This is a genomic window from Allobosea massiliensis, from assembly GCF_042655245.1.
GTDB classification, from domain to species: Bacteria; Pseudomonadota; Alphaproteobacteria; order Rhizobiales; family Beijerinckiaceae; genus Allobosea; species Allobosea massiliensis.
Genome location: NZ_JBHSLU010000015.1, coordinates 60,455 through 83,930, shown reverse-complemented (window position 1 = coordinate 83,930; position 23,476 = coordinate 60,455). Strand labels below are relative to the sequence as shown.

At 67.3% G+C, this 23,476-nt stretch carries 23 protein-coding genes and 1 pseudogene; 12 read left to right on the top strand and 12 right to left on the bottom strand.

All coding sequences use genetic code 11. The annotated features are described in order from the left end of the window. Position 1: 1 nt before the first annotated feature. Together mltA and ACFPN9_RS08490 are read right to left on the bottom strand one after the other, a co-directional pair. A complete protein-coding gene (mltA, locus tag ACFPN9_RS08495) occupies positions 2-1,180 on the bottom strand; it encodes a murein transglycosylase A (protein WP_156450029.1) in 1,179 nt (392 codons plus the stop codon). Further along, positions 1,177-1,905: a Tim44/TimA family putative adaptor protein gene (locus tag ACFPN9_RS08490; protein ID WP_066733720.1), complete on the bottom strand. Its 729-nt coding sequence runs from the start codon at positions 1,903-1,905 to the stop codon at positions 1,177-1,179. The genes mltA and ACFPN9_RS08490 overlap by 4 nt, the downstream gene beginning before the upstream one ends. Positions 1,906-2,147: 242 nt before the next feature. On the opposite strand from ACFPN9_RS08490, the gene secB reads away from it, so the two are divergent. Next, positions 2,148-2,639 carry a protein-export chaperone SecB gene (gene secB, locus ACFPN9_RS08485; RefSeq protein ID WP_066733780.1) on the top strand — a complete coding sequence of 164 codons (492 nt, stop codon included), beginning with the start codon at positions 2,148-2,150 and terminating at the stop codon, positions 2,637-2,639. A gap of 87 nt (positions 2,640-2,726) precedes the next feature. On the opposite strand, the gene dnaQ is transcribed toward secB, so the two are convergent. Genes dnaQ through ACFPN9_RS08460 form a run of 5 tightly spaced genes read right to left on the bottom strand, consistent with a single transcriptional unit; the run spans position 2,727 to position 6,397 of the window. After that, positions 2,727-3,434: a DNA polymerase III subunit epsilon gene (gene dnaQ, locus ACFPN9_RS08480; RefSeq protein ID WP_066733722.1), complete on the bottom strand. Its 708-nt coding sequence runs from the start codon at positions 3,432-3,434 to the stop codon at positions 2,727-2,729. Next, on the bottom strand, positions 3,427-4,053 hold the full coding sequence (coaE, locus tag ACFPN9_RS08475; RefSeq protein WP_066733724.1) for a dephospho-CoA kinase: 627 nt from the start codon (positions 4,051-4,053) through the stop codon (positions 3,427-3,429). The genes dnaQ and coaE overlap by 8 nt, the downstream gene beginning before the upstream one ends. Positions 4,054-4,097: 44 nt before the next feature. Further along, complete coding sequence (locus ACFPN9_RS08470) at positions 4,098-4,931, bottom strand: shikimate dehydrogenase (RefSeq protein ID WP_066733727.1); 834 nt, start codon at positions 4,929-4,931, stop codon at positions 4,098-4,100. 12 nt (positions 4,932-4,943) lie between these two features. Beyond that, complete coding sequence (locus ACFPN9_RS08465) at positions 4,944-5,567, bottom strand: Maf family protein (RefSeq protein ID WP_066733782.1); 624 nt, start codon at positions 5,565-5,567, stop codon at positions 4,944-4,946. Beyond that, on the bottom strand, positions 5,567-6,397 hold the full coding sequence (locus ACFPN9_RS08460; RefSeq protein WP_066733784.1) for a pyruvate, water dikinase regulatory protein: 831 nt from the start codon (positions 6,395-6,397) through the stop codon (positions 5,567-5,569). The genes ACFPN9_RS08465 and ACFPN9_RS08460 overlap by 1 nt, the downstream gene beginning before the upstream one ends. 457 nt (positions 6,398-6,854) lie before the next feature. Between ACFPN9_RS08460 and hemE the strand changes: the two genes are divergently transcribed. The 8 genes and pseudogenes from hemE to ACFPN9_RS08420 all read left to right on the top strand — a co-directional run bounded on the left by hemE (position 6,855) and on the right by ACFPN9_RS08420 (position 15,575). Beyond that, complete coding sequence (hemE, locus tag ACFPN9_RS08455) at positions 6,855-7,895, top strand: uroporphyrinogen decarboxylase (protein WP_066733730.1); 1,041 nt, start codon at positions 6,855-6,857, stop codon at positions 7,893-7,895. Positions 7,896-7,925: 30 nt separating this feature from the next. Continuing rightward, a pseudogene (gene hemJ, locus ACFPN9_RS08450) lies at positions 7,926-8,348 on the top strand (protoporphyrinogen oxidase HemJ); the annotation flags it as partial. Between the two features lie 218 nt (positions 8,349-8,566). Further along, positions 8,567-9,832, top strand: a complete 1,266-nt coding sequence (rho, locus tag ACFPN9_RS08445; protein ID WP_066733732.1) for a transcription termination factor Rho — start codon at positions 8,567-8,569, stop codon at positions 9,830-9,832. Between the two features lie 57 nt (positions 9,833-9,889). Next, positions 9,890-11,200 (top strand): tRNA uridine-5-carboxymethylaminomethyl(34) synthesis GTPase MnmE, encoded by a 1,311-nt coding sequence (mnmE, locus tag ACFPN9_RS08440; protein ID WP_066733735.1) that lies wholly within the window; start codon positions 9,890-9,892, stop codon positions 11,198-11,200. 69 nt (positions 11,201-11,269) lie between these two features. Then, positions 11,270-13,153 (top strand): tRNA uridine-5-carboxymethylaminomethyl(34) synthesis enzyme MnmG, encoded by a 1,884-nt coding sequence (gene mnmG, locus ACFPN9_RS08435; RefSeq protein ID WP_066733738.1) that lies wholly within the window; start codon positions 11,270-11,272, stop codon positions 13,151-13,153. Between the two features lie 37 nt (positions 13,154-13,190). Then, positions 13,191-13,838, top strand: a complete 648-nt coding sequence (gene rsmG / locus ACFPN9_RS08430; protein ID WP_377816370.1) for a 16S rRNA (guanine(527)-N(7))-methyltransferase RsmG — start codon at positions 13,191-13,193, stop codon at positions 13,836-13,838. A gap of 5 nt (positions 13,839-13,843) precedes the next feature. Further along, positions 13,844-14,665 carry a ParA family protein gene (locus ACFPN9_RS08425; protein ID WP_066733785.1) on the top strand — a complete coding sequence of 274 codons (822 nt, stop codon included), beginning with the start codon at positions 13,844-13,846 and terminating at the stop codon, positions 14,663-14,665. A gap of 31 nt (positions 14,666-14,696) precedes the next feature. Beyond that, entirely contained in the window at positions 14,697-15,575 is an 879-nt protein-coding gene (locus ACFPN9_RS08420) for a ParB/RepB/Spo0J family partition protein (protein WP_082735449.1), read from the top strand. A 4-nt stretch (positions 15,576-15,579) separates the two neighbouring features. Here the strand turns inward: ACFPN9_RS08420 and holA are convergent, their stop codons facing one another. From holA to leuS, 3 genes are read right to left on the bottom strand one after another with little or no spacing between them, the layout of a single operon-like run. Next, entirely contained in the window at positions 15,580-16,611 is a 1,032-nt protein-coding gene (gene holA / locus ACFPN9_RS08415; protein WP_067254894.1) for a DNA polymerase III subunit delta, read from the bottom strand. An 18-nt stretch (positions 16,612-16,629) separates the two neighbouring features. Then, positions 16,630-17,181, bottom strand: a complete 552-nt coding sequence (lptE, locus tag ACFPN9_RS08410) for an LPS assembly lipoprotein LptE (protein ID WP_067254899.1) — start codon at positions 17,179-17,181, stop codon at positions 16,630-16,632. Further along, positions 17,168-19,792 carry a leucine--tRNA ligase gene (gene leuS / locus ACFPN9_RS08405; protein WP_066733757.1) on the bottom strand — a complete coding sequence of 875 codons (2,625 nt, stop codon included), beginning with the start codon at positions 19,790-19,792 and terminating at the stop codon, positions 17,168-17,170. The genes lptE and leuS overlap by 14 nt, the downstream gene beginning before the upstream one ends. A gap of 174 nt (positions 19,793-19,966) precedes the next feature. On the opposite strand from leuS, the gene ACFPN9_RS08400 reads away from it, so the two are divergent. Next, complete coding sequence (locus ACFPN9_RS08400; RefSeq protein ID WP_082735448.1) at positions 19,967-20,632, top strand: YggS family pyridoxal phosphate-dependent enzyme; 666 nt, start codon at positions 19,967-19,969, stop codon at positions 20,630-20,632. A 140-nt stretch (positions 20,633-20,772) separates the two neighbouring features. On the opposite strand, the gene ACFPN9_RS08395 is transcribed toward ACFPN9_RS08400, so the two are convergent. Further along, positions 20,773-21,342: a L,D-transpeptidase family protein gene (locus ACFPN9_RS08395; RefSeq protein ID WP_245282474.1), complete on the bottom strand. Its 570-nt coding sequence runs from the start codon at positions 21,340-21,342 to the stop codon at positions 20,773-20,775. A 79-nt stretch (positions 21,343-21,421) separates the two neighbouring features. Here ACFPN9_RS08395 and ACFPN9_RS08390 point away from each other — a divergent pair, with 79 nt between their 5' ends. Beyond that, positions 21,422-22,108 (top strand): response regulator transcription factor, encoded by a 687-nt coding sequence (locus ACFPN9_RS08390; protein ID WP_066733763.1) that lies wholly within the window; start codon positions 21,422-21,424, stop codon positions 22,106-22,108. A 3-nt stretch (positions 22,109-22,111) separates the two neighbouring features. Then, positions 22,112-22,576 carry a cyclic nucleotide-binding domain-containing protein gene (locus tag ACFPN9_RS08385; protein ID WP_066733766.1) on the top strand — a complete coding sequence of 155 codons (465 nt, stop codon included), beginning with the start codon at positions 22,112-22,114 and terminating at the stop codon, positions 22,574-22,576. A gap of 9 nt (positions 22,577-22,585) precedes the next feature. Here the strand turns inward: ACFPN9_RS08385 and xth are convergent, their stop codons facing one another. Then, a complete protein-coding gene (xth, locus tag ACFPN9_RS08380) occupies positions 22,586-23,401 on the bottom strand; it encodes an exodeoxyribonuclease III (RefSeq protein ID WP_066733769.1) in 816 nt (271 codons plus the stop codon). Between the last annotated feature and the right edge of the window lie 75 nt (positions 23,402-23,476).

The window sequence follows — 23,476 nt, the reverse complement described above, 5'->3', positions numbered from 1 at the left end:
CTCAGGGACCGGCGTCGCGCGGCCAGAGGGCGATGAAGTCGACCGGATGGCGGATCAGGCCGGCGCGATGGCCGGCCGCGGCGCCGGAACCGACGAACAGATCCAGCCGGGCCGGGCCGAGAATAGCCGATCCGGTGTCCTGCGCCAGCATCAGCCGCGACAGGCGTTCATCGCCCCCGGTCGAACCTGGGATAGTCGCGTCGATCCAGACCGGCAGGCCATAGGGCCAGATCGTTCGGTCGATGGCGATGCTGCGCAGCGGCGTCAGCGGCAGGCCCGCCCCGCCGATCGGGCCGCTGTCGGCCGGGAGGTCGTCGCGGCGGTCGAAGAAGACGAAGGAGCGGTTCAGCCGGATCAGATCCCGCGCGAAATCCGCATCGGCCTTCAGCCGCGCGACCAGCACATCCATCGTCATCTGCGCCGGCGGGATGGCCTCGCGTTCGCTCAGCACGCGGCCGAGCGAGGTATAGGCATGGCCGTTGCGGCCGGAATAGACCAGCCGTGTCACGCGTCCGTCCGGCAAGCGGATGCGGCCCGAGCCCTGGACCTGCAGCACGAAGCGGTCGACGGGATCGCGCATCCAGAGAATTTCCAGGCCACGCCCGTCGAGCGCGCCGATCTCGATCGCCGTGCGATCAGGAAACGGCTCGAGCCCGGTGTCCGTCCGCCGGGCAGCCGACAATCCCGCATCGAGACCGGGCCAGTCGTCCCCGGGCATGCGGGTGACCAGTTCCGGCGGCCGGCCGTAGAGCGGCGTCGGGAAGTCGCGAGAGCGGGTGAGCGAGCCCTCGAATTCCGGCTCGAAATAGCCGGTCATGAAACCGGTCGCTCCCGGGGCGGAGCGGATGCGCCAGAAGCCGAACCGCGTTTCGAAGAACTGCCTGGCCGTCTCGGCACTGACCGGGCCGGCGGCCCGGAGACGCTGCGCGGCATCGCAGGCCGCCTGAAGCGCTGCCGGAACGGCAACCGCTGCACGCAGCGGCGGCTCGGCCTGGCAACCTGCGGCAAAGAGCGAAAGGACGACGCGATGATCGTCCTGATCCCAGCCGGGCAGCTGGGCGGGCTTCAGGGGCTCGGCGAGAGCCCCCTTGGGCAGAGGGGGAGGCGTCGTGGCCATCGCGCTCACGGGTGTCGCACAGGCTGCGAACAGCGCCAGTGCGACACCAGCGCCACGGATCACGCGGCGGATTCGGTCGCGACCAAGAGCCAGTTGGGGTCGCGGCTGCCGAGCTGGCGCGAGAAGGTCCAGATATCGTTGACCTCGGAGACCGCCTCGGCGCTGCCGTCGACCACATTGCCCTGGGCATCGCGGGTCACGCTGATGAGCTGCGAGACGAAGGCGATGGTGACCTGCGCCGTCTTGCCCTTGACCTCGACCGCGGTGATGTCGGCCTTGTCGATCGAGACGAAGCTGGACTCGGCCTTCTCGCCGCGCTTCTCGCGATCGGTGATGGCCTGCTCGAAGCCCTCATAGACCTCCTTCGCAAGGAGGCCCTTCAGCATCTTGCGGTCGCCGCGGGCGAAGGCCGTGACGATGGTCTCGTAGGCGGCCTTGGCGCCGCCGAGGAAATCGCGCGGATCGAAGCCGGGCTCCTGCCGGATGATGCTCTCGATACCGGCATAGATCGGCGAGCCGGGCGGCGCGATGTCCTTCCACTGATCGGCCGGCGGCGCGGCCGCGGCAGGGTCGTTGGCGGCTCCGGGGAGACGAATGACATTGTCGCGACGCGCATCGGCGGGCGCAGCCTGGTCCGGCCGCATCGGCGGCGTCTCGCGGCGGGAGAAGGGGTCGGTCGGGGGCTGTTCGCTGCCGGTCTTCTGGCCGAGAACGGAACGCAGCTTCCAGGCGACGAAAACGGCCAGAGCCAGGAAGACCAGAGTCGTCATGTCGAAGGAATTTTGCATCGAAAGCTGACCCGAGGCTCCAACCGTGTTGCAGGACCAGCATCTCCCCGCGGAGCGCCGTTACGCGTCATATGGTAAGGCAGGCTCGTAACATCCACCCCCCGGCTTGTGAAGGCGACTTCTTGTGCCGGGCCCGGGTCCATGATAGCCGACGCCCGCGCCGAACGTTCGAAGCGGGCGCAGTCCAAGGCCGCCGATGGGCGCGGACTTCCCGAGACAGCCAGCCGAGAGCGATGGGTCCGATGGCCAATGAATTCCCCAACGGCAACGGTGCCGCCGACACAGCGCCGAGCATGAGCGCGCTGATCCAGTACACCAAGGACTTCTCCTTCGAGAACCCGAAGGCGCCCCGCGCGCTCGGCCAGCAGGCGGCGCAGGAAGGCCCGCAGATGTCGCTGCAGGTCAATGTCTCCAGCACCGCGCTCGGCGAGAACGACTACGAGACCGTGCTGCAGCTCGAGGGCAAGGCCGAGCTCAACGGCGAGACGCTCTTCGCCTTCGATCTCAGCTATGGCGGCGTGTTCCGGCTGCTGAACGTGCCTCAGGAGCACATCCATCCCGTGCTGGTGATCGACTGCGCCCGCCTGCTCTTCCCCTTCGCGCGGCAGATCATCGCCGAGGCGGTGCAGAACGGCGGCTTCCCGCCCTTCTACGTCCCGCCGATCGACTTCGCGGCGCTGTACCAGCAGCGTATGCAGGAGTTTCAGGCGCAGCAGGGCGCGCCGCTCGCCTGAGCCGCGACCGATGGCGTGACGACCAAGGGCCCCGCGGGGCCCTTTTTCGTTTGCGCTGCCTTCGGGCCCGCGGGAGTCGACGTTCCGTCACGCGTCCTCGGTGATGCCGAGATAGCCACGCCAGAGCTGGTTCTTGCCGAGCGAGCGGATGAAGGCCTCATGCGCGGCGATCGCCGCCTCGTCGAGGCGCGGCGCGAGCGGGCGCAGCCGCTGCGGCCGCTCGATCCGGACGGGCGCGAGGCCCGTGCCACCGGCCTCCCCGGCGCCCAGACCGAGCGAGGCCTGCTTGCCGCCGATCAGCTCGATATAGACCTCGGCCAGGATCTCGGCGTCGAGCAGCGCGCCATGGCGGGTGCGGCGGCTGTTGTCGATGCCGTAGCGCGTGCACAGCGCATCGAGGCTGTTCGAGGCGCCCGGATGCTTGCGGCGCGCCATGGAGAGCGTGTCGACGACCAGGGAGGGCTCGATCGGCGGCCGGCCGACGCGCTGGAATTCCATGTTGAGGAAGCCGACATCGAAGGCGGCGTTGTGGATTACGAGGCGCGCGCCGTCGATGAAGGCGGCGAATTCGTCGGCGATCGCCGCGAAGACCGGCTGTGGCGCGAGAAAGGCGTCCGACAGGCCATGGACCTTGAAGGCTCCCTCCGACATCGGACGCTCGGGATTGATGTATTGGTGGAAGCTGCGGCCGGTCGGGCAATGATTGACGAGTTCGACGCAGCCGATCTCGACGACGCGGTCGCCCCCTAGCGCCTCGACGCCGGTGGTCTCGGTATCGAGAACGATCTCACGCATGGTCGTCGGTCCACCCTCGCCCGCCCCGGCCTGGACGCCCGGCGAGCGCGATCAGGATAGACCCGACCTGCCGGCCCGCCGCCACAAGGCCGCGCGAGGTGTCCACAATGAAATGGGCGTGCGCCCGCTTAGCTGCATCGGGCATCTGACGAGCCAGGATGGCGTCGAGCCGCTCGGGGGTCATCCCCGGCCGGGCCAGCACGCGGGCGCGCTGGATCTCCGCCGGCGCGCTGACCACGAGAACCGCGTCGCAGCGCCTCTCGCCACCTGTCTCGAGCAGCAGCGGGACGTCGAGGACGGCAAGGCCCACCCCCCTCTGCCGGCAACCGCGCAGGAAGCCGGCCTCCTCCTCGCGCACGAGCGGATGAATGATCGCCTCCAGCCGCGCCATCGCCTCTGGCCTGCCCAGCACGGCTCCCGAAAGGCGCGCCCGATCGACCACGCCGTCATGAACGGCATCGGGGAAGGCTGCGGCGATCAGGGGCACCGCCCGGCCGCGATAGAGCGCATGGACCGCCGCATCCGCGTCGTGAACCGGAATGCCGCGCGCCTGGAACAGCGCGGCGGTGGTCGACTTGCCCATGCCGATCGAGCCGGTCAGGCCGAGGATGAAGGTCATGGCGTGCCGCGTCCCGGAGCCCGGCGGCGGGCTCGCCTTGCGAATCAGTGGCCGAGGATATCGGCTTCGAGCTTTGCCCGCAGCGCCGGCGTGACGGCCGGCGTCACGCCGAACCAGCGCGCGAACCCCGGCACCGCCTGGTGCAGGAGCATGCCGAGCCCATCGACGGGAACCCCGCCGCGGCGCTCGGCTTCGATCAGCAGCGGCGTCTTGAGCGGGACATAGACGATGTCGTCGACGATTGTACCCGGGCGCAGATGCGCGAGGTCGATCTCCAGCGGCGGCTGGCCGTGCATGCCGAGCGCCGTCGTGTTGACGACGAGATCGGCCTCGCTCACGAGCGCATCGCGCTGCGCCCAGTCGGCCGCCTCGACCGACTTTCCGAGCGTGCTCGCCAGCTCATCAGCCCGGTCGCGGCTCCGGTTGACGAGGATGATCCGGCCGATGCCGCGACCCTTGAGGCCGAAGGCGATACCGCGGGCGGCGCCGCCCGAACCCAGCACCAGCGCCGTCCCGACGCGCCTGTCCCAGCCCGGAGCCGTGGCGTCGAGATGGGCGAGGAAGCCAGAGACGTCGGTGTTGTCGCCGCAGATCCGCTCGCCCTCGCGCCAGAGGGTGTTGACGGCACCGATGGCGCGCGCGGCATCGGTCGCATGGTCCACCAGACCCAGCATCGCCTCCTTGTGGGGCACGGTGACATTGCCGCCGGTGAATTCCCCCGCACGCAGCCGCGTCACGAAGGCCGCCAGATCGGGCGGTGCGACATCGACGCGCTCATAGCTGCCGGCGAGGCCGTGTTCGGCCAGCCAGCTGCCATGAATGAGCGGCGAGCGGGAATGGGCGACGGGATGGCCGAGGACGAAACAACGCGGTGTCATGGGTTTGGACGCTCAGCGGGCAAGGACGGAGAGGTCGCGCAGCGCCGCCAGGACGGGCAGCAGCGGGAGTCCGAGAATGGTGAAATGGTCGCCGTCGATGCGCTCGAAGAGCTGTGCGCCGAGACCCTCGATCTGGTAGCCGCCGACGCTGGAGAAGGCCGCATCGCCGACCGTGTCGAGATAGGCTTCGATGAAGGCCGGCGTCAGCGGGCGCATGGTGAGCCGGGCCGTCTGGTGACCCTCGGCCAGAAGCTCACCGCCCCGCACCAGCGCAAAGGCGCTGTGCAACTCGTGGTCGCGACCGGCCAAAGCGGCAATCTGCCGCGCCGCAGCCGCACGATCCGCCGGCTTGTGAAAGGCCTCACCTGCACAGGCGAGCGTCTGGTCGGCGCCCAGCACCAGCCTGTCCGGATGAAGCGCCGAGACGGCCGAGGCCTTGGCGACGGCAAGGGCCAGAGCGATCCGCGCCGGGGATTCGCCAGCAGCCAGCAAGGGCCCTTCGACCGCCCGCTCGTCGACGGCCGGCTTCACCGTCTCCACGGGGACCCCGGCCGCCATCAGCATGTCGCGCCGAGTGAGGCTGCCCGAGGCCAGCACCAAAGGTCGGGGCGCGATCCAGAGGCGAGAGCCTGCCATCATGTCGCGATGAACTTCATGCGGTGGTCGCGCAGCAGATCGAGGATCGAGGCGGCCGTCTCCTCGATCGAGCGCCGGGTCACGTCGATCACCGGCCAGCCCTTGCGGGCGCAGAGCCGGCGCGACTGCGCGACCTCGTCGGCCACCGAGGCGGGATCGACATAGGGGGTCTCATCATCGGCGCGCAGCGAGAGCAGACGGTTCTGGCGGATCTGGACGATGCGATCCGGGCTGGCAACGAGACCGACGATCAGCGGCTTGCGGACATGTTCGAGCTCGGCCGGCAGCGGCACGTTCGGCACCAGCGGAATGTTGGCGGTCTTGATGCCGCGATTGGCGAGATAGATCGAGGTCGGCGTCTTCGAGGTCCGGCTGATGCCGACGAGGATGATGTCGGCATTCTCGAGATCGCCGCCGAGCTGACCGTCGTCATGCAGCAGGGTGTAGTTCATCGCATCGATGCGGCGGAAATATTCGGCGTTGAGCACATGCTGTGCACCTGGCTTCGGCGCCGAGGCTTGGCCGAGATAGGACTGGAAGAGCGCCAGCACCGGGTTGAGAACCGACAGGCAGGGACAGCCCAGTTCGCGGCAGAAATTCTCCAGCCGCTGCGACCATTCCGGCTCCACCAGCGTGTAGAGAACGACGCCGGGCGAGGCCTCGATCTCCGCCAGAACGCGGGCGAGCTGAGCTTCCGACCGCACCAGCGGGTAGACATGCTCGATCGCGGACACCGTTTCGTACTGCGCCGCGGCGGCGCGGCTGACGGCGATGAGGGTTTCGCCGGTCGCGTCCGACACCAGATGGAGGTGGAAGTAATTGCGGTGCACGGGGTTCCCCGGGGCGATGGCGGTCTGCTGCAACCTCTAGCCCGGCGGACCGTCAAAGCAAATCGGCCCAGCTCCTGGCGCGCCACGTCCAGGCCGCCCAGGCCGCCGGCCACATTGGGTGGCCTGGGGAGCGCTGTGGACAAAAACGCCTCCGGAAGCCGGCGGTGTTAAGGTCTGTATAACCCTAATGATCCGTTAACAGGCCAGAGGCTGTGGGGCGTCGCCGGCGTGTTTCACGTGAATCATTTTGACGCGGCGATTGGCGAGCGCGATTCGCGCGGGTTAACAAACCGTTAACGAGAGACAGGTGGACAGCAGGCCCTGCCTGCATCAGGCTGGCCACCTGTGGACAGGTTGTGGATCGGATTGCGTCGGGCTATCTGCCCCCATCCAAGAGTCAAAGAAGAAGATTCTCTCTCTAGAAATCTATTTAAGAGAGATGGGGGATGGATCGCCGATGAGCCTTACGACATCTGACAGGCCTGCGTTTCTTCGAGCCCTTGCCGGCGAAACCCTCACGACGCCTCCGATCTGGATGATGCGCCAGGCGGGCCGGTATCTGCCGGAGTACCGCGAGCTCCGGGCCAAGGCCGGCAGCTTCCTCGGCCTCTGCTACAATCCGGAATGGGCTGCTGAGGTCACCCTCCAGCCGATCCGCCGCTTCGGTTTCGACGCCGCGATCCTGTTCTCCGATATTCTCGTCGTGCCGCAGGCGCTCGGCCAGAAGCTCTGGTTCGTCGAGGGCGAAGGTCCCCGTCTAGAGCCGGTTGCCGATCGTAACAGGCTGTCCGAGATCGACAGGCATGCCGGGCTTTCCGTGCTGGATCCTGTCATCGAGACGGTGCGGCGTGTCCGCGCCGGGCTTCCGACGGGAACGGCCTTCATCGGCTTCTGCGGCGCGCCCTGGACAGTGGCGACCTATATGGTCGCGGGCCGGGGCACTCCGGATCAGGGGCCAGCCAAGGACCTCTTCACCCGCGACGAGGCGCTGTTCCGGGACATTATCGACCGGATCGTCGCGACCTCGATCGATTATCTCTGTGCGCAGATCGAGGCCGGTGTCGATGCGGTCCAGATATTCGACAGCTGGGCCGGTTCGCTGGGCGAGGCCGATTTCGAGCGCTGGTGCATCGTGCCGACGCGGCGGATCGTCGAGGGTGTGCGCGCCCGACAGCCGAAGGCCCGGATCATCGGTTTCCCGCGTGGCGCAGGCAGGCTGATTCCAGCCTATGTCCGCGGCACGGGTGTCGATGCGGTCGGCCTCGAATCGGAGATCGATCGTGGTTTCGCCCGCGACGAGATCCAGTCGCTGGTGCCGGTGCAGGGCAATCTCGACCCGCTGGTGCTGCGCGCCGGTGGTCCCGAGCTGGAACGCGAGATTGCGGCCGTGATGGAGGCGTTCGGACAAGGACCCTTCGTCTTCAACCTCGGGCACGGCATCCTGCCGGACACGCCGATCGCCCATGTCGAGCGGCTGCTGGCCGCGGTGCGGGGCTGACCGCAGTGGGCAGGACGGAGCGCGTTCGCGATGTATGAATGGCTGAAGGCCATCCACGTGCTGGCGGTGATCTCCTGGATGGCCGGGATGCTCTATCTGCCACGCCTCATGGTCTATCACGTCGATGCACCACCGGGCTCGGTGCAGTCCGAGACCTTCAAGGTGATGGAGCGGCGGCTGCTCCGGGGCATCATGAACCCGGCGATGATCGTCACCTGGGTGCTGGGCCTCTACCTCGCCTGGGCTGCCTTCGGCTTCAAGGGCGGCTGGCTGCACGGCAAGATCCTGCTGGTCGTGCTGCTTTCGGGCGTCCATGGCTATCTCGTCGGACGGGTCCGGGACTTCGCCAACGATCGGAATACGAAGTCGGGCCGCTTCTACCGGGTGATCAACGAGGTGCCGGCGGTGCTGATGGTCGGCATCGTCATTCTCGTCATCGTCAAGCCGTTCTGAGGCGCCTGCGGTTTCGCGCTTGAGCCGGACGCGGTTTCCGGTTATCAGACATCACGCTTCTCCAGCGTTCTCCCTGTTGTCGATGGTTCGTGAGCCGACTGCCCTGGCAGCCGCTCGTGGCGCTCAACCCCAGCGCCGTCCGTCCGGGCCTGTCGATCATCCCATTACCGTCCTGGTTGCGACCTTCCGTGTCGCGACATTTTCGATCCGGGTGCCCCATGCGGGAAATCAAGCTCCAAGACCTCAAGGTCAAATCGCCGACCGAACTGCTCGCCTTTTCGGAGGGGCTCGAGGTCGAGAACGCCAGCACGATGCGCAAGCAGGAGCTGATGTTCGCGATCCTGAAGCAGCTCGCCGCGAGGGAGACCGAGATTCTCGGCGAGGGCGTGGTCGAGGTCCTGCCCGACGGTTTCGGCTTCCTGCGCTCGCCCGATTCGAACTACCTGCCGGGTCCGGACGACATCTATGTCTCGCCGACGCAGATCCGGAAGTTCGGTCTTCGCACGGGTGACACAGTCGAGGGGCCGATTCGCAGCCCCAAGGACGGCGAGCGCTACTTCGCCCTGCTCAAGGTCAACACGATCAATTTCGAGGATCCCGAGCGGATCAAGCACAAGATCAATTTCGACAATCTGACGCCGCTCTATCCTGACGAGCGACTTCGGCTCGAGGTTGCCGAACCGGTCAAGAAGGATTTCTCGGCCCGCGTCATCGACATCGTCGCCCCGATCGGCAAGGGCCAGCGCGCCCTGATCGTCGCGCCGCCGCGCACCGGCAAGACCGTGCTGCTGCAGAACATCGCACAGTCGATCACCACCAATCATCCCGAATGCTATCTCATCGTTCTGCTAATCGACGAGCGGCCGGAAGAGGTCACCGACATGCAGCGCTCGGTGAAGGGCGAGGTCGTCTCCTCGACCTTCGACGAGCCGGCCACGCGCCACGTCCAGGTTGCGGAGATGGTCATCGAGAAGGCGAAGCGCCTGGTTGAACATGGCCGCGACGTGGTGATCCTGCTGGACTCGATCACCCGCCTCGGCCGCGCCTACAACACGGTCGTCCCCTCCTCCGGCAAGGTGCTGACCGGCGGTGTCGACGCCAACGCCCTGCAGCGGCCCAAGCGCTTCTTCGGTGCGGCCCGCAACATCGAGGAGGGCGGGTCGCTGACCATCGTCGCCACCGCGCTGATCGACACCGGCAGCCGCATGGACGAGGTCATCTTCGAGGAGTTCAAGGGCACCGGTAACTCGGAAATCGTGCTGGACCGCAAGGTCTCCGACAAGCGCATCTTCCCGGCGATCGACATCCTCAAGTCGGGCACCCGCAAGGAAGAGCTCATCACGCCGAAGGATGTGCTCACCAAGACCTATGTGCTGCGCCGCATCCTCAACCCGATGGGCCCGCAGGACGCGATCGAATTCCTGATGGACAAGCTGCGTCAGACGAAGCAGAACGCCGACTTCTTCGACTCCATGAACACCTGAGCGGCCGACGCGCCGGCCGATTCGGTGCCGTTCTGAGCTGCGGAACGGCTGAGAGCGATGGCTGATCCTGCTACGCCTACGATCGTCGCTCTCTCCTCCGCGCCCGGACGGGCGGGTGTCGCCGTCGTTAGGGTGTCGGGACCGCGCGTTCGATTCGTTCTCGAAACAATCTCCGGTGTCGTGCCCTCCCCGCGCCAGGCGACGCTGCGGGCCTTGCGGGACGCCGCCGGCGATGTCGTCGATCAGGCTCTCATCCTGTTTTTTCCCGGCCCGGCCAGTTTCACCGGCGAGGATGTCGCCGAATTCCACATTCACGGCTCGCGCGCGGTTCTGGCGCGGCTATTGGGCCTGCTCTCGTCGCATGATGGCGTTCGTCTGGCCGAGCCTGGCGAATTCACCCGGCGCGCCTTCGAGGCCGGAAAGCTCGACCTCGCCGCAGTCGAAGGTCTGGCGGATCTGATCGATTCGGAAACGGAATGGCAGAGGCGTCAGGCGCTGCGCCAGATGGACGGTGCGCTGGGCACGGCGGTGGCCGGCTGGCGCCAGCCGTTGGTGGAAGCCCAGGCGCTGCTCGCGGCCGAACTCGACTTCTCGGATGAGGGCGATGTCGAGGGTCCCCTGGTGGAGCGGGCGCTTCAACGCGCTGCCGGCGTCCTCGCCGGGCTCCGGGATGCCCAGCGTGGCTTCGCCCATGGCGAACGGGTTCGCGAGGGATTCGTCGTGGTGCTGGCGGGGCCACCCAATGCGGGCAAGTCCAGCCTGCTGAACGCCCTCGCCCGGCGCGAGGTCGCGATCGTCTCACCGGTCGCCGGCACGACGCGTGATGCCATCGAGGTCCGCCTCGATCTCGATGGTCTTCCGGTCACCCTGATCGACACGGCTGGACTGCGCGACAGCGACGATGCGATCGAGGCCGAAGGTGTGCGGCGTGCGCGCGACCTCGCTGCCAAGGCGGACCTCGTGTTGAGCCTGCGCGCGATCGATTCGGATGCGGATCGAGACCATCCCGGCGGCTCCGTCATCGCGCTCGCAACGAAAGCCGATCTCGGAGGGACAGCCCGTCCCGGCGAATTGCGGATCTCCGCCCGGAGCGGCGAAGGAATGCCGCAACTCCTCGCGCTGTTGGTGCGGCGGCTGGCCGGCGAAGAGCAGCCCGAACCGGCGCTCCTCACGCGAGAGCGTCATCGCGCGGCGATCGCGGAGGCCGTTGTCGCTCTGGAACGCATCCTGGCTTCGCCCGGCGCACCGGCCGAACTCTTGGCGGAGGACCTGCGGCTGGCCGTGCGCGCGCTCGAACGGCTGCTGGGGCGGGTCGATGTCGAGGATGTGCTGGACCAGCTCTTCGCTGGCTTCTGCATCGGCAAATAGCGCCGGCGCCGGCCCGTGTCCCGCGCGATAATGTTTGACCTGCCGGCGTCGCTTCGCTAGCCAAACGCGATGTCCCACAACCCGTCCGAGAGCTGCTACGACGTCGTGGTCGTCGGTGGCGGTCATGCTGGCGTCGAGGCTGCGGCCGCTGCTGCGCGTTTCGGCGCGCGGACCGCGTTAATCACGCACCGGCTCGAGACGATCGGCGTGATGTCGTGCAACCCCGCGATCGGCGGTCTCGGCAAGGGCCATCTCGTCCGCGAGATCGATGCGCTCGATGGCCTGATGGCGCGTGCGGCCGATCGGGGCGGCATTCAGTTCCGCATGCTCAACCGGCGCAAGGGCCCGGCCGTGCGCGGTCCTCGCGCGCAGGCCGACCGCAAGCTCTACCGCCAGGCGATCCAGGATCTCCTGGCAGAGCAGGACAGGTTGACCCAGATTGCGGGCGATGTCTTCGATCTGGACGTTCGCGATGGTCGCGTCGCAGGCGTGATCCTCGCCGATGGGCGGCGATTCGGTGCCGGAACGGTCGTGCTGACGACCGGGACGTTCCTGCGGGGGCTGATCCATATCGGCGAAACGCGAATTCCCGCCGGTCGTGTCGAGGAGGCGCCCTCGCTCGGCCTTTCGGCGACGCTGGAGCGCTACGGCTTCCCGCTCGGCCGGCTGAAGACCGGGACGCCCCCGCGCTTGGACGGCCGCACCATCGATTGGGCGGCGCTCGAGATGCAGGCGGGGGATGACCCGCCCGAGCCCTTCTCGGCGCTGACCGATCGGATCGCCACGCCACAGATCGCCTGCGGCATCACCCGCACGACGCTGGCCAGCCATGATTTGATCCGCGGCAATCTCCACCGCGCGCCGATGTTCTCGGGTCAGATCGAAGGACGGGGACCGCGCTATTGTCCCTCGATCGAGGACAAGGTCGGGCGCTTCGGCGATCGGGACGGCCATCAGATCTTTCTGGAGCCCGAGGGACTGGACGACGACACCGTCTACCCGAACGGGATTTCGACCTCGCTGCCGGAGGATGTTCAGCGTGGCTTGCTGGCGACGATCCCAGGTTTGGAGCGTGCCGCGATGCTGCGCCCGGGCTATGCGATCGAATATGATTTCGTCGATCCTCGCGCCCTGCGGAACACGCTCGAGACGCGGGCGATCGCTGGGCTCTTTCTCGCGGGGCAGATCAACGGCACGACGGGCTATGAGGAAGCCGGCGCCCAGGGTGTGCTGGCAGGGTTGAATGCGGCGCGCCGCGCGAGCGGTGCCGAGCCGATCGTGCTGGAGCGAACCGCCTCCTATACCGGGGTGATGGTCGACGATCTGGTTACGCGGGGCGTTACGGAGCCGTACCGAATGTTCACCTCGCGAGCCGAATTCCGGCTGTCGCTGCGCGTCGACAATGCCGATGAGCGGCTGACCCGCCTCGGCGCGAGCCTCGGTGTCGTCGGATCCAGGCGGCATGAGGTCTTTCAGGCGCAGCAGGCGGAAACGCAGGGCCTTACGGCTCAGCTTCGTTCGCTGACCCTGTCGCCGCAGCAGGCCGAGGCCGCGGGGCTACAACTGAACCGCGACGGGCTGCGTCGCAGCGCCTATCAGATCCTGTCCTACCCCGATGTCGGTTTTGACAGACTTGCCGCGATCTGGCCTGAGCTGGGCGGCTATTCCCCCCGGACCATCGCCCGCGCGACGGCCGACGCCGTTTATTCCGTCTATCTGGATCGTCAGGCGGACGAGATCGCATCCTATCAGCGCGATCAGGCGCTGAAGCTCCCGGATGATCTCGACCTCGACGGCATTTCCGGGCTGTCCAACGAACTCAAGGCGAAACTGCGCACCGAACGGCCGGCCGATATCGCCCAGGCCGGCCGGATCGAGGGCATGACCCCTGCCGCTCTGACGCTGCTCGCAGCCCATTCGCGCAAGCGCCGAGCCGCTGCGGTCGCCGGGTGATCCACAGGCGCGCCATCCCTCTGTTGATAACAGGCCGATGACTGTTGATAATTCCGACCGTGCCCGCGCTTTGCGCTTGACGCCTGTTTCACGTGAAACAGAGGAGCGCCTCGCCCTGCTGGTCGCCGAACTCGAACGCTGGCAGGCGGCGAAGAATCTGGTTTCCGGCGCCACCCTCGCCGATGTCTGGACACGGCATGTCGCCGATTCGCTACAGATCGCCCGGCTCGCGCCGAATGCGAAGACGTGGCTCGACCTCGGTTCCGGCGGAGGTTTCCCCGGTCTGGTGATCGGCATCTGCCTGGCCGAGTTTCCGGGCGGGCGCATTCACCTCGTCGAGAGCAACAGCCGCAAATGCGCCTTTCTGCGGCATGCGGCGCGCCTGACCGGGGCGCCGGTGACCGTGCATGCAGCCCGGATCGAGGACGTCATCGGCGATTTCACCGGCTGCGTCGATGTGGTGACGGCGCGGGCGCTCGCCCCCCTGCCCCAGCTTCTCGACTGGTGCAAAGAGCTGTTGAGAACGGGGACATTGGGTCTCTTTCCGAAGGGACAACATCTAGATGCGGAATTGACGGAGTCGTCCAGATATTGGAAGATTCAGGCCTCAACGGTTTCCTCCGTGACGGATGGGGCCGCAAGGATCCTGATGGTCCAAGCGGCCGAGAAACGGGCCGATCCATGACCGACATGACCCCTGTTCCGATGCCGCGCCGCCCGCGCGTGCTCGCGCTCGCGAATCAGAAGGGCGGTGTCGGAAAGACCACGACCGCGATCAATCTGGGCACGGCGCTGGCGGCGATCGGCGAGAAGGTGCTGATCGTCGATCTCGACCCGCAGGGCAACGCCTCGACCGGGCTGGGCGTCGACCGCCGCAGCCGCAAATCCTCGACCTATGACGTGCTGTGCGGGGATGTCGGGCTTGGCCAAGCCATGCAGGAGACGGCTGTTCCGGGTCTGTTTCTCGCTCCCTCGACGCTGGATCTGCTGGGGGTCGAGCTGGAAATCGCCGCCTCGAAGGATCGTGCCCATCGCCTGAAGAACGCGATCGACGAGCTGGTCTATGACCAGCGCTGCGCCGGCCTGACCTATGTCCTGATCGATTGCCCGCCTTCGCTGAGCCTGATCACCATCAACGCGATGACGGCGTCCGATGCCGTGCTGGTGCCGTTGCAGTGTGAGTTCTTCGCGCTGGAGGGTCTGAGCCAGCTGCTGAAGACGGTTGAGCAGGTTCGCGCCGGCCTCAATCCCCGGCTGATCATCCAGGGCGTCGTGCTGACGATGTACGATCCGCGCAACAACCTCTCCGGTCAGGTCATGGCCGATGTGCGCGAATTCCTCGGCGACAAGGTTTACGAGACGGTGATCCCACGGAATGTGCGGGTCTCCGAGGCGCCCTCCTACGGGAAACCGGCGCTGCTCTACGATTTGCGCTGCTCTGGCTCGCAGGCCTATCTCAAGCTGGCCTCCGAGGTCATCCGCCGCGAGCGCGCGCTGCGCGCAGCGGCCTGAAACAATCACGCAGAGGTTGAACGCGATGGCGATGGCGGAAGAACAGGGGCGCTCGCGTCTCGGCCGCGGCCTGGCCGCCCTGATCGGCGATGTCGGGGAGGAAATCGGGGCGCTCGAACGGGCGCGTGGCCAGCGCCGCGTGCCGGTCGAATTTCTACGCCCGAGCGCGCGCAATCCGCGTCGCAGCTTTGCCGAGGGCGATCTCGAGGAGCTGACGGCCTCGGTGAAGGAGCGCGGCATTCTGCAGCCGATCATCGTGCGCCCGATCGTCGGCATGATCGACGCCTATGAGATCATCGCCGGCGAGCGCCGCTGGCGCGCGGCGCAGCGGGCCGGCCTGCATGACGTGCCGGTCATTCTGGTCGAGGCGGATGATCGCGAAGCGCTGGAGATCGCCATCGTCGAGAACGTGCAGCGCACGGACCTGAACGCGATCGAGGAGGCGGCGGGCTATGAGCAGCTCATCGCCGAGTTCAATTACACGCAGAACGACCTCGCGCGGGTGATCGGCAAGAGCCGCAGCCATGTCGCGAACACGCTGCGGCTGTCGAAGCTGCCCGCCTCGGTGCGTCAGATGGTCAGCGAGGGCTCCGTGTCCGCCGGCCACGCCCGCGCGCTGCTGTCCGTTTCGGACCCGGAACTGATGGCGCGCAAGATCGTCGATCAGGGGCTCAGCGTCCGCGACATCGAGCGCATCGTCCAGGAGGAATCGCGCGGCGAAACCAAGAGCATCGCCAGCAAGCCCAAGGTCGAGAAGGACCCGGACACGCGTGCCGTCGAAAAGGCGCTGGAAGAGGCGCTCGGCCTATCCGTTTCGATCAGCCACCGCGCCAATGGCAGTGGCGAGGTCAAGATCAGCTACAAGACGCTGGAGCAGCTCGACGCGCTCTGCCGCCGCCTGAAGGACTGAACGGCTAGTCGCCACGCCCGGCCGACCGGCCGAGGCGCGCCAGCGTCCACAGCGCGCGCGTCGCGCCGGCACGCCCGAGGTCGCCGTCGCGACGCGCGGCGAGCGTGGCATTCCCCAGCAGCGTCACCGCTTCCATCAGCTTCGCCGTGGTCCAGGCCGAGAGGGCTGCTTCCGTGGTGGCGATGCGCGGATAGGGCAGGCGCATCGCCGCGACCATGTCCCGCGCGCTGCGGCCGGCGTCCATCCCCTGGCGGGCTTTCAGCAGCGCGAGAGCATGACGCAGCACGGCGCCGAGCATGACGCCGGCGTCGAGCCCTTCGCTGGCCAGCTTGGCCTGGGCGAGATCGAGGACGGGCAGCTTTCCCCCGAAGACAGCGTCGATCAGCATGGCCTGCTCGCGCTGCGCCGTGTCGCCGACGACCGCCTCGATATGCGCTTGGGTGACGGCGGGCTCGTCACCGACATAGAGCAGGAGCTTCTCGATCTCGCGTCGCGAGGTCTGGCGGTCGCCGCCCAGAAGGCCCGCGAGATGGTCGCGGCTGGCGCGGTCGATCGATTTGCCCGCGGCGCGGACCATCTCGTCGATGATGGTGCCCAGGTCGCGGGCGGCATCGCCATAGCAGGGTACGGCGAGGGCGGTGCGGGCCCGCTCGCAGGCGGTGCGCAGCGGGTTGTTACGCTGGAGATCGCCCGCCTCAACGATGACAATGGCGTCCTTCGACGGTGTCGCCAGCAGTGGCTCTACGGCGGCGAGCAGAGCCTTGGAGGTCGGCGAGACACGGATGCTGCGCCGTCCGCCGAAGAGGCCGATGGTGTTGGCCTCGTCGACCAGCTTCATCGGATCGGAGGCGATGTCGTCGCCGCTCATCCGGACGAGCTGGAAGGCGTCGTCGGGATCGTCGACATGGGCGCGGGCGAGGGTCGCGGCGCGTTCGGTCACGAGCCCGGCATCGGGCCCGTAAATCAGGACGAGACGATAGGCTGGATCGAGCTTCGCGAGGGCGCGGTCCGCCTCATGCGCCTTGATGGCGGCCATGCCGCGTTCCTCGGCGCCTCAGCCAGCGAAGAGATCGGCGGCGATCTGCCCGCGGATGAGCGTGGCGAGGTTTTTGGCCGCCCGGATCTGGGCGTCGCGCGCGGCACGCACCGTCGCAAAACGCTGCGAGGAGCGCTCATAGGGAGCGCGCACGACGTTCATCCCTTGCGATACGACTTTGCCGGAGGTCGTGTCGGTGAGGGACCAGTTCGCCGTCGCCACCAGGATCGCCGAATCGGCACGGCCATTTGCGTAGTCGACCGTCACGACCTCGAGAGACTCCGAGATCTGGCTCTGGAACTTGAGCCGCTTGGTCCGGTCCGGCTCATTGCCGCCATCGAGCTCGAAGACGAGTTCGTTGCGCAGATAATGGCCGATCAGCCCCTTCATCTCCGGGACCTCAATCTCCTTGAACGCATCCTTGATGCTGCCGCCGGTGACGGAGCGCGTGTTCTCGGCATAAAGGGGCTGGAAGCATCCGCCAGCGGTCGCGGCCGCCAAAAGGGCGGCGGCCAGCATCAGGCGGGAGCCCCGCAGGGCTCCGGGACGACCGATCTCAGAGGACGACATTCACGATTCTCCCGGGAACCACGATGATCTTGCGGATCTCGCGGCCGTCAAGCGCCTTGGTGACGATCTCCGAGGCCCGCACAAGGGCCTCGACCGCGATAATATCCGCATCGGCGGGCACGGTCACCTCGGCGCGCTTCTTGCCGTTGACCTGAACGGGCAGGACGATGCTATCGTCCTTGAGCAGGGACGCCTCGGCCACCGGCCAGGCGGCCTCCCCGACGAGCCCGTTCCCGCCCAGCACGCGCCAGCATTCCTCGGCGAGATGCGGCATCATCGGCGCGACGAGCTGCGTCACGATGACCCCGGCCTCATGCAGGGCGAAGGCCATGTCGGCCGGCAGGGCTGCAGCCTCGGCGGCGGCGTCCAGTGCTTTCCCGATCGCGTTGGTCAGCGTGTAGACATGGGCGATGCAGCGGTTGAAGGCCAGCCGCTCGATGTCGTTGCCGACGGCGTCCAGTGCCCGGTGCGTGGCCTTGCGGAGAGTCTGCGCGGCCTCGCCGAGGGTCGCAGGAGCGGTGGTGGCGTTTCCGGTCCGCTCTGCGATCTCGTTCAGCAGGCGCCAGAGGCGCTGGACGAAACGCGCGGCGCCCTGCACGCCCTCGTCGGTCCAGATCACGTCGCGATCCGGCGGCGAATCCGAGAGCATGAACCAGCGAGCCGTGTCGGCGCCATAGGAGGCGATGATGTCGTCGGGGTCGACGACGTTCTTCTTCGACTTCGACATCTTCTCGATGGCGCCGATCTCGATCGGCGCCCCGGTCTCGACATGGAAGCCGCGGCGCTCAGCGCCCTCGGTCTCGAGGCGGACATCGCCGGGCTCGACCCAGTTGCCGTCCGCGTCGCGATAGGTCTCATGGACGACCATGCCTTGCGTGAACATGCCGTCGAAGGGCTCGTCGAGCCCGGCATGGCCGGTCGCCTTCATCGCGCGGGTGAAGAAGCGCGAATAGAGCAGGTGCAGGATCGCGTGCTCGACGCCTCCGATATACTGGTCGACGGGCAGGAAGCGGTCGACGACGGCGCGGTCGGTCGGGCTCTCCGTCCGCCAGGGATCGGTGAAGCGCGCGAAATACCAGGACGAGTCGACAAAGGTGTCCATCGTGTCGGTTTCGCGCCGGGCGGCCGCGCCGCATTGCGGGCAGGCGACGTGCTTCCAGCTCGGATGGTGGTCGAGCGGGTTGCCCGGCCGGTCGAAGGAGACGTCGTCGGGCAGCTTCACCGGCAGGTCGGCATCGGGAACCGGAACCGTGCCGCAGCTCGCGCAATGGATCACGGGAATCGGGCAGCCCCAGTAGCGCTGGCGCGAGATGCCCCAGTCGCGCAGGCGGAAATTGATCTTGCGAGCGGCGATCGGACGATTGCCGCGGGTCTCGGTCTCGAGGCGCCGCGCGACCTCCTCCTTCGCCTCGGCGATCGTCAGCCCGTCCAGGAATCGCGAATTGATCATGCGGCCATCGTCGACATAGGCGGTGTCGGTGATGACGAAGCCGGCCGGATCGACGCCTTCCGGCGCCACCACCGGCGTGTTGCCGAGGCCGTATTTGTTGACGAAATCGAGGTCGCGCTGGTCATGCGCCGGGCAGCCGAAGATGGCGCCCGTGCCGTATTCCATTAGGATGAAGTTGGCGACATAGACCGGCAGCGTCCAGGACGCATCGAAGGGATGCGCGACGCGAAGCCCCGTGTCGAAGCCGAGCTTTTCGGCCTTGTCGATGTTCTCCTGGGCGGTGCCGGTGCGCTTGCACTCGTCGATGAAGGCCTGCAGCGCGGGGTTTTCGGCCGCGGCGGCCTTGGCGAGCGGATGATCGGGGGCAATGCCGAGGAACTTCGCACCGAACAGCGTGTCGGGCCGGGTGGTGTAGACCTCGACCTCTTCCGCTCCGAACGCATTCGATTCGAGCGCGAAACGAACCAGCAGCCCTTCCGAGCGGCCGATCCAGTTCTTCTGCATCAGCCGCACCTTGTCGGGCCAGCGGGTCAGCCCCTCGAGAGCGTCGTGCAGCTCCTGGCCGAAGGCGGTTATCCTGAAGAACCACTGCGTCAGTTCGCGGATCTCGACCGCGGCGCCCGAGCGCCAGCCCTTACCGTCGATGACCTGCTCATTGGCGAGCACGGTCTCGTCGACCGGGTCCCAGTTCACCTTCGCCGTCTTGCGGTCGACGAGCCCGGCCTTGAGGAAGTCCAGGAACATCTTCTGCTGGTGGCGATAATAGGAGGGATCGCAGGTCGCGAGTTCGCGGCTCCAGTCGAGCGAAAGGCCCATGGACTGCAGCTGCGTGCGCATCGCGGCGATGTTGGCATAGGTCCATTCCCGCGGATGCACCTTCTTCTGCTTGGCGGCGTTCTCCGCCGGCAGGCCGAAGGCGTCCCACCCCATCGGATGCAGCACGGCGAAGCCCTTGGCGCGCTTGTAGCGCGCGACCACGTCGCCCATCGCATAGTTGCGGACATGGCCCATATGGATGCGGCCCGATGGATAGGGAAACATCTCGAGCACGTAGTAGCTCGGCCGCGGGTCGTCGTTGCGCGTCTCGAAGAGCTTGCGCTCCTGCCAGACGGCGCGCCATTTCGGCTCGGATTCCTTGGGATTGTAGCGTTCGACGGCCATGGCAGCGGGCTATTCTTGCATGATCGGATGGGGCCGGACGGAGACGGCAGCCGTCCCGTCCGCAGGTCAGCGCAGGATGGTGGCCGAAAACCGGTTCCCACTTTTCGGCATCATGCTCTAGGACACCATTGAGGCGGCGCGGTCAACGCCGTGCCGGGCATGCGAGGGCTTCCGATGAGCGATACGGTGACGCGATGGGCGCAGATTCGGTCTGCGATCGCGCAGGCGGCGCGCGATGTCGAGCGCGATCCCGACTCGGTCGCGCTGATCGCCGTGTCGAAGACGATGCCGGCGGAGGCGATCCTGCCGGTGCTGGAAGCCGGCCAGCGACTTTTCGGCGAGAACTATGTCCAGGAGGCGAAGGCGAAATGGCCGGCGCTGAAGGCGCGTTTCCCCGATGCGCAGGTCCATATGATCGGACCGCTGCAGTCGAACAAGGCGAGGGAGGCGGTCGAGCTGTTTGACGCGATCCATTCGCTCGACCGCGAGAGCCTCGCCAGGGAGCTGTCCCGCGAGATCGCGCGCAGCGGGCGCGCGCCGACCCTCTATGTGCAGGTCAACACGGGTGACGAGCCGCAGAAGGGCGGGGTCAGCCCGGCGGAGATCGACGGCTTCCTCGAGAGCTGCCGCGTCCATCACGGGCTGACGATCGAGGGGCTGATGTGCATTCCCCCGGCCGCCGATCCGCCCTCGCCGCATTTCGCGCTGCTCGCCAAGATCGCCGCCCGCCACGGCCTGCGCGGCCTGTCGATGGGCATGAGTGCCGATTACGAGGCAGCGATCCAGCTGGGCGCAACGCATGTGCGCGTCGGCAGCGCCATCTTCGGTGCGCGTGGGTAGTTTACGTCATGGTCGGGCTTGACCCGACCATCTCAGGCCGAAGAGGTTCTGCGCTCCTTTCGGCCGGAGATTCTCGGGTCTTCGCTTCGCTTTGCCCGAGAATGACGATCTGGCTGAGGCGGTGTTTGGCCGCAATGCCTCTATCTGACCAGCATCATGCAGCGTCGCGCCAGCCGGGGCAGCACCTTCGCGAAGACATGACGCTCGACCGCGACGCAGCCCGCCGTCGGGGTGAAGCCGGGGCGGGCGAGATGCCAAAAGATCGCGCTGCCGCGCCCGCGCACGACCGGGGCGTCGTTCCAGCCCAGCTCGACGATGACGTCGTAGAGGTGGTCGTCGCGGGTCAGCCGCTCCTCGGCTTCGCCGGGCGGGCGGTCGATCAGGCGGTTGTAGCGGCGATCCGCAGCATCGTCGCACCAGGCATCGCGCGGGCCAATGATGCGCAGCGGCAGAAGGCTGCGCGGCCTGACGATTCGGTCGGCACGGTAGAGCACGCGCCGCAGCGGCAGATTGGCGCGGGGCGTGCGGCCGTCGCCCTCGCGCTTCAACGTGCCGATGCCGGAGCGGCCCAGCGCGCAGGGAAAGGCCGTTCCCCCGGCGACGAGAAAGCCCTTCCTGCGGTCGCGGACCGAGGCGAAGACGCGCAGCGTCGAGAGCAGGCGGGGACTCTGCTGGAGGCGGCCCGGGCCGGCCCGATCACGGTTTCTCACGGGAATTCCATTGCGCGTGACTTGCGGTCGGGATTCGGCGGGCTCATGGTGACGGTTCATTTCTCGTGCGAACGATCCCATGCCCGCCGTGCATCATATCCTGCTGGTCGATGACGACCAGACCCTGCGAGACGCGCTCGCCGAGCAGCTCGCGCTCTATGACGAGTTCAAGCTCTCGACCGCCGGCACTGCCACGGGCGCCGTCAAGGCGGTGCAGGCCGAGCGCATCGATCTCGCCATCATGGATGTCGGCCTGCCCGACATGGACGGGCGCGAGGCGGTGAAGCTGATGCGCAAGAACGGCTTCAAGAGCCCGGTGATCATGCTCACCGGCCAGGGCTCGGATGCCGATACGGTGCTGGGGCTCGAAGCCGGCGCCAACGACTATGTCGTGAAGCCTTTCAAGTTCGCCGTTCTGCTGGCGCGCATCCGCGCCCATCTGCGGCAATATGAGGCGAGCGAAGACGCGGTCTTCCAGGTCGGCCCCTACACCTTCCATCCCGGTTCCAAGCTGCTCGTCAGCGAAAAGGGCTCGAAGACCAAGCTGACCGAGAAGGAGACCGCGATCCTGCGCTTCCTCTACCGGGCGGGGCGCAAGCCGATCGCCCGCGAGGTGCTGCTGCAGGAGGTCTGGGGCTACAACAGCCAGGTCACCACCCACACGCTCGAAACGCATATCTACCGGCTGCGGCAGAAGATCGAGCCCGATCCGGGCAATGCCCGCCTGCTGGTGACGGATGCCGGCGGCTACCGGCTCAACCCCTAGGACATGGCCCTCGACGACGACATCGCCCTGCTGGCCCGGCAGCCGCTGCTGAGCCTGATGGAGCGCGATGCGCTGCGTCTGCTCGCCTTCGCGGCCGAGAGCCGGATCCTGCGCGCCGGGGACGTGCTGTTCCGCGTCGGCGAGCCCTCGGACGGGGCGGTGCTGGTGATCTCGGGCGCGGTGGCGCTCGACAGCCGCGAGGATGGCCAGCCCGCGCAGGAAATCGTCGGGCCGGGCGCGCTGATCGGCGAGACGGCGCTGTTTGCCGCTGTGGCGCGGCCCGTGACGGCGATTGCGCGCGAACCGACGCAGGTGATGCGGCTGTCGCGCAGCGTGATGCGCCGGGTCCTGGCCGAATCGCCGGCTTCGGCGGAGGCGATCGCCGCGGCGGTGGCGCAGCGGCTGCAGGGCTTCGTCGGGCAACTCGCCGCCGTGCAGGAGGCGCTGACGGCCCTGGAGCGCGGCTGAGGGCGCGCCTCACAGCTCCAGCGTCACGGTCACAGGGACATGGTCGGAGGGGCGCTCCCAGCCCCGCGCCTCGCGCAGGAAGGTGACGTCGCGCAGCGACGGCGTCAGCGCATCTGACAGCCAGATATGGTCGAGCCTTCGGCCGCGGTTGGAGGCCTCCCAGTCGGCGGCGCGATAGCTCCACCAGCTGTAGAGCTTCTCCGGCTCCGGGCGCAGCCGACGTGCCGCATCGGTCCAGCCGCCTTCTGAGCGCAGCTTCTCCAGCGTCGTCGTTTCGATCGGCGTATGGCTGACGACGTCGAGCAACTGCTTGTGGCTCCAGACATCGTGCTCATAAGGCGCGATGTTGAGGTCGCCGACCAGAATCGCCGGGCGATCGGTCGGGCGCTTGGCGACGTTCCAGGCGCCGATCTCATCGAGGAAGGCGAGCTTGTGGGCGAACTTGTCGTTCTTCGCGGGATCGGGAATGTCGCCGCCGGCGGGGATGTAGAAATTATGGATCGCGATGCCGGCGGCGGCCCCTGCAGCGGCATCCAGCACCACGGTCATGTGGCGGGCGTCGTTGCGGCCGCACATCGCCATCGCGTCGCGTTCGCTGAAGGGCAGCTTCGAGAGGATCGCGACGCCGTTATAGCCCTTCTGGCCGATGAAGGCCTGATGGACATAGCCGGCCTTTTCGAAGGCCTTGGCCGGAAACTGGTCGTCCGGCGTCTTGGTTTCCTGGAGGCACAGGATGTCCGGCGCATGACGCGTCAGGAAATCGGTGATCATGCTGATGCGCAGCCTGACCGAGTTGATGTTCCAGCTGGTGACGGTGAGTTGCACGCGCGCGCTTCCGGCAAAGAGAGGTGCCGGAAACTGGTTCGGGGCGGCGTGAAAAGCAAGCCGGATTGGCGCCGT

Excerpts from the sequence above, each read along its gene's own strand:
- rho (WP_066733732.1), top strand. The coding sequence starts at position 8,567 with ATGCGGGAAATCAAGCTCCAAGACCTCAAGGTCAAATCGCCGACCGAA.
- mnmE (WP_066733735.1), top strand. The coding sequence starts at position 9,890 with ATGGCTGATCCTGCTACGCCTACGATCGTCGCTCTCTCCTCCGCGCCC.
- secB (WP_066733780.1), top strand. The coding sequence starts at position 2,148 with ATGGCCAATGAATTCCCCAACGGCAACGGTGCCGCCGACACAGCGCCG.
- ACFPN9_RS08385 (WP_066733766.1), top strand. The coding sequence starts at position 22,112 with ATGGCCCTCGACGACGACATCGCCCTGCTGGCCCGGCAGCCGCTGCTG.
- coaE (WP_066733724.1), bottom strand. The coding sequence starts at position 4,053 with ATGACCTTCATCCTCGGCCTGACCGGCTCGATCGGCATGGGCAAGTCG.
- ACFPN9_RS08400 (WP_082735448.1), top strand. The coding sequence starts at position 19,967 with ATGAGCGATACGGTGACGCGATGGGCGCAGATTCGGTCTGCGATCGCG.
- ACFPN9_RS08465 (WP_066733782.1), bottom strand. The coding sequence starts at position 5,567 with ATGGCAGGCTCTCGCCTCTGGATCGCGCCCCGACCTTTGGTGCTGGCC.
- hemE (WP_066733730.1), top strand. The coding sequence starts at position 6,855 with ATGAGCCTTACGACATCTGACAGGCCTGCGTTTCTTCGAGCCCTTGCC.
- ACFPN9_RS08425 (WP_066733785.1), top strand. The coding sequence starts at position 13,844 with ATGACCCCTGTTCCGATGCCGCGCCGCCCGCGCGTGCTCGCGCTCGCG.
- ACFPN9_RS08490 (WP_066733720.1), bottom strand. The coding sequence starts at position 1,905 with ATGCAAAATTCCTTCGACATGACGACTCTGGTCTTCCTGGCTCTGGCC.
- dnaQ (WP_066733722.1), bottom strand. The coding sequence starts at position 3,434 with ATGCGTGAGATCGTTCTCGATACCGAGACCACCGGCGTCGAGGCGCTA.
- ACFPN9_RS08390 (WP_066733763.1), top strand. The coding sequence starts at position 21,422 with ATGCCCGCCGTGCATCATATCCTGCTGGTCGATGACGACCAGACCCTG.
- ACFPN9_RS08420 (WP_082735449.1), top strand. The coding sequence starts at position 14,697 with ATGGCGGAAGAACAGGGGCGCTCGCGTCTCGGCCGCGGCCTGGCCGCC.
- ACFPN9_RS08470 (WP_066733727.1), bottom strand. The coding sequence starts at position 4,931 with ATGACACCGCGTTGTTTCGTCCTCGGCCATCCCGTCGCCCATTCCCGC.
- holA (WP_067254894.1), bottom strand. The coding sequence starts at position 16,611 with ATGGCCGCCATCAAGGCGCATGAGGCGGACCGCGCCCTCGCGAAGCTC.
- lptE (WP_067254899.1), bottom strand. The coding sequence starts at position 17,181 with ATGTCGTCCTCTGAGATCGGTCGTCCCGGAGCCCTGCGGGGCTCCCGC.
- leuS (WP_066733757.1), bottom strand. The coding sequence starts at position 19,792 with ATGGCCGTCGAACGCTACAATCCCAAGGAATCCGAGCCGAAATGGCGC.
- mnmG (WP_066733738.1), top strand. The coding sequence starts at position 11,270 with ATGTCCCACAACCCGTCCGAGAGCTGCTACGACGTCGTGGTCGTCGGT.
- rsmG (WP_377816370.1), top strand. The coding sequence starts at position 13,191 with ATGACTGTTGATAATTCCGACCGTGCCCGCGCTTTGCGCTTGACGCCT.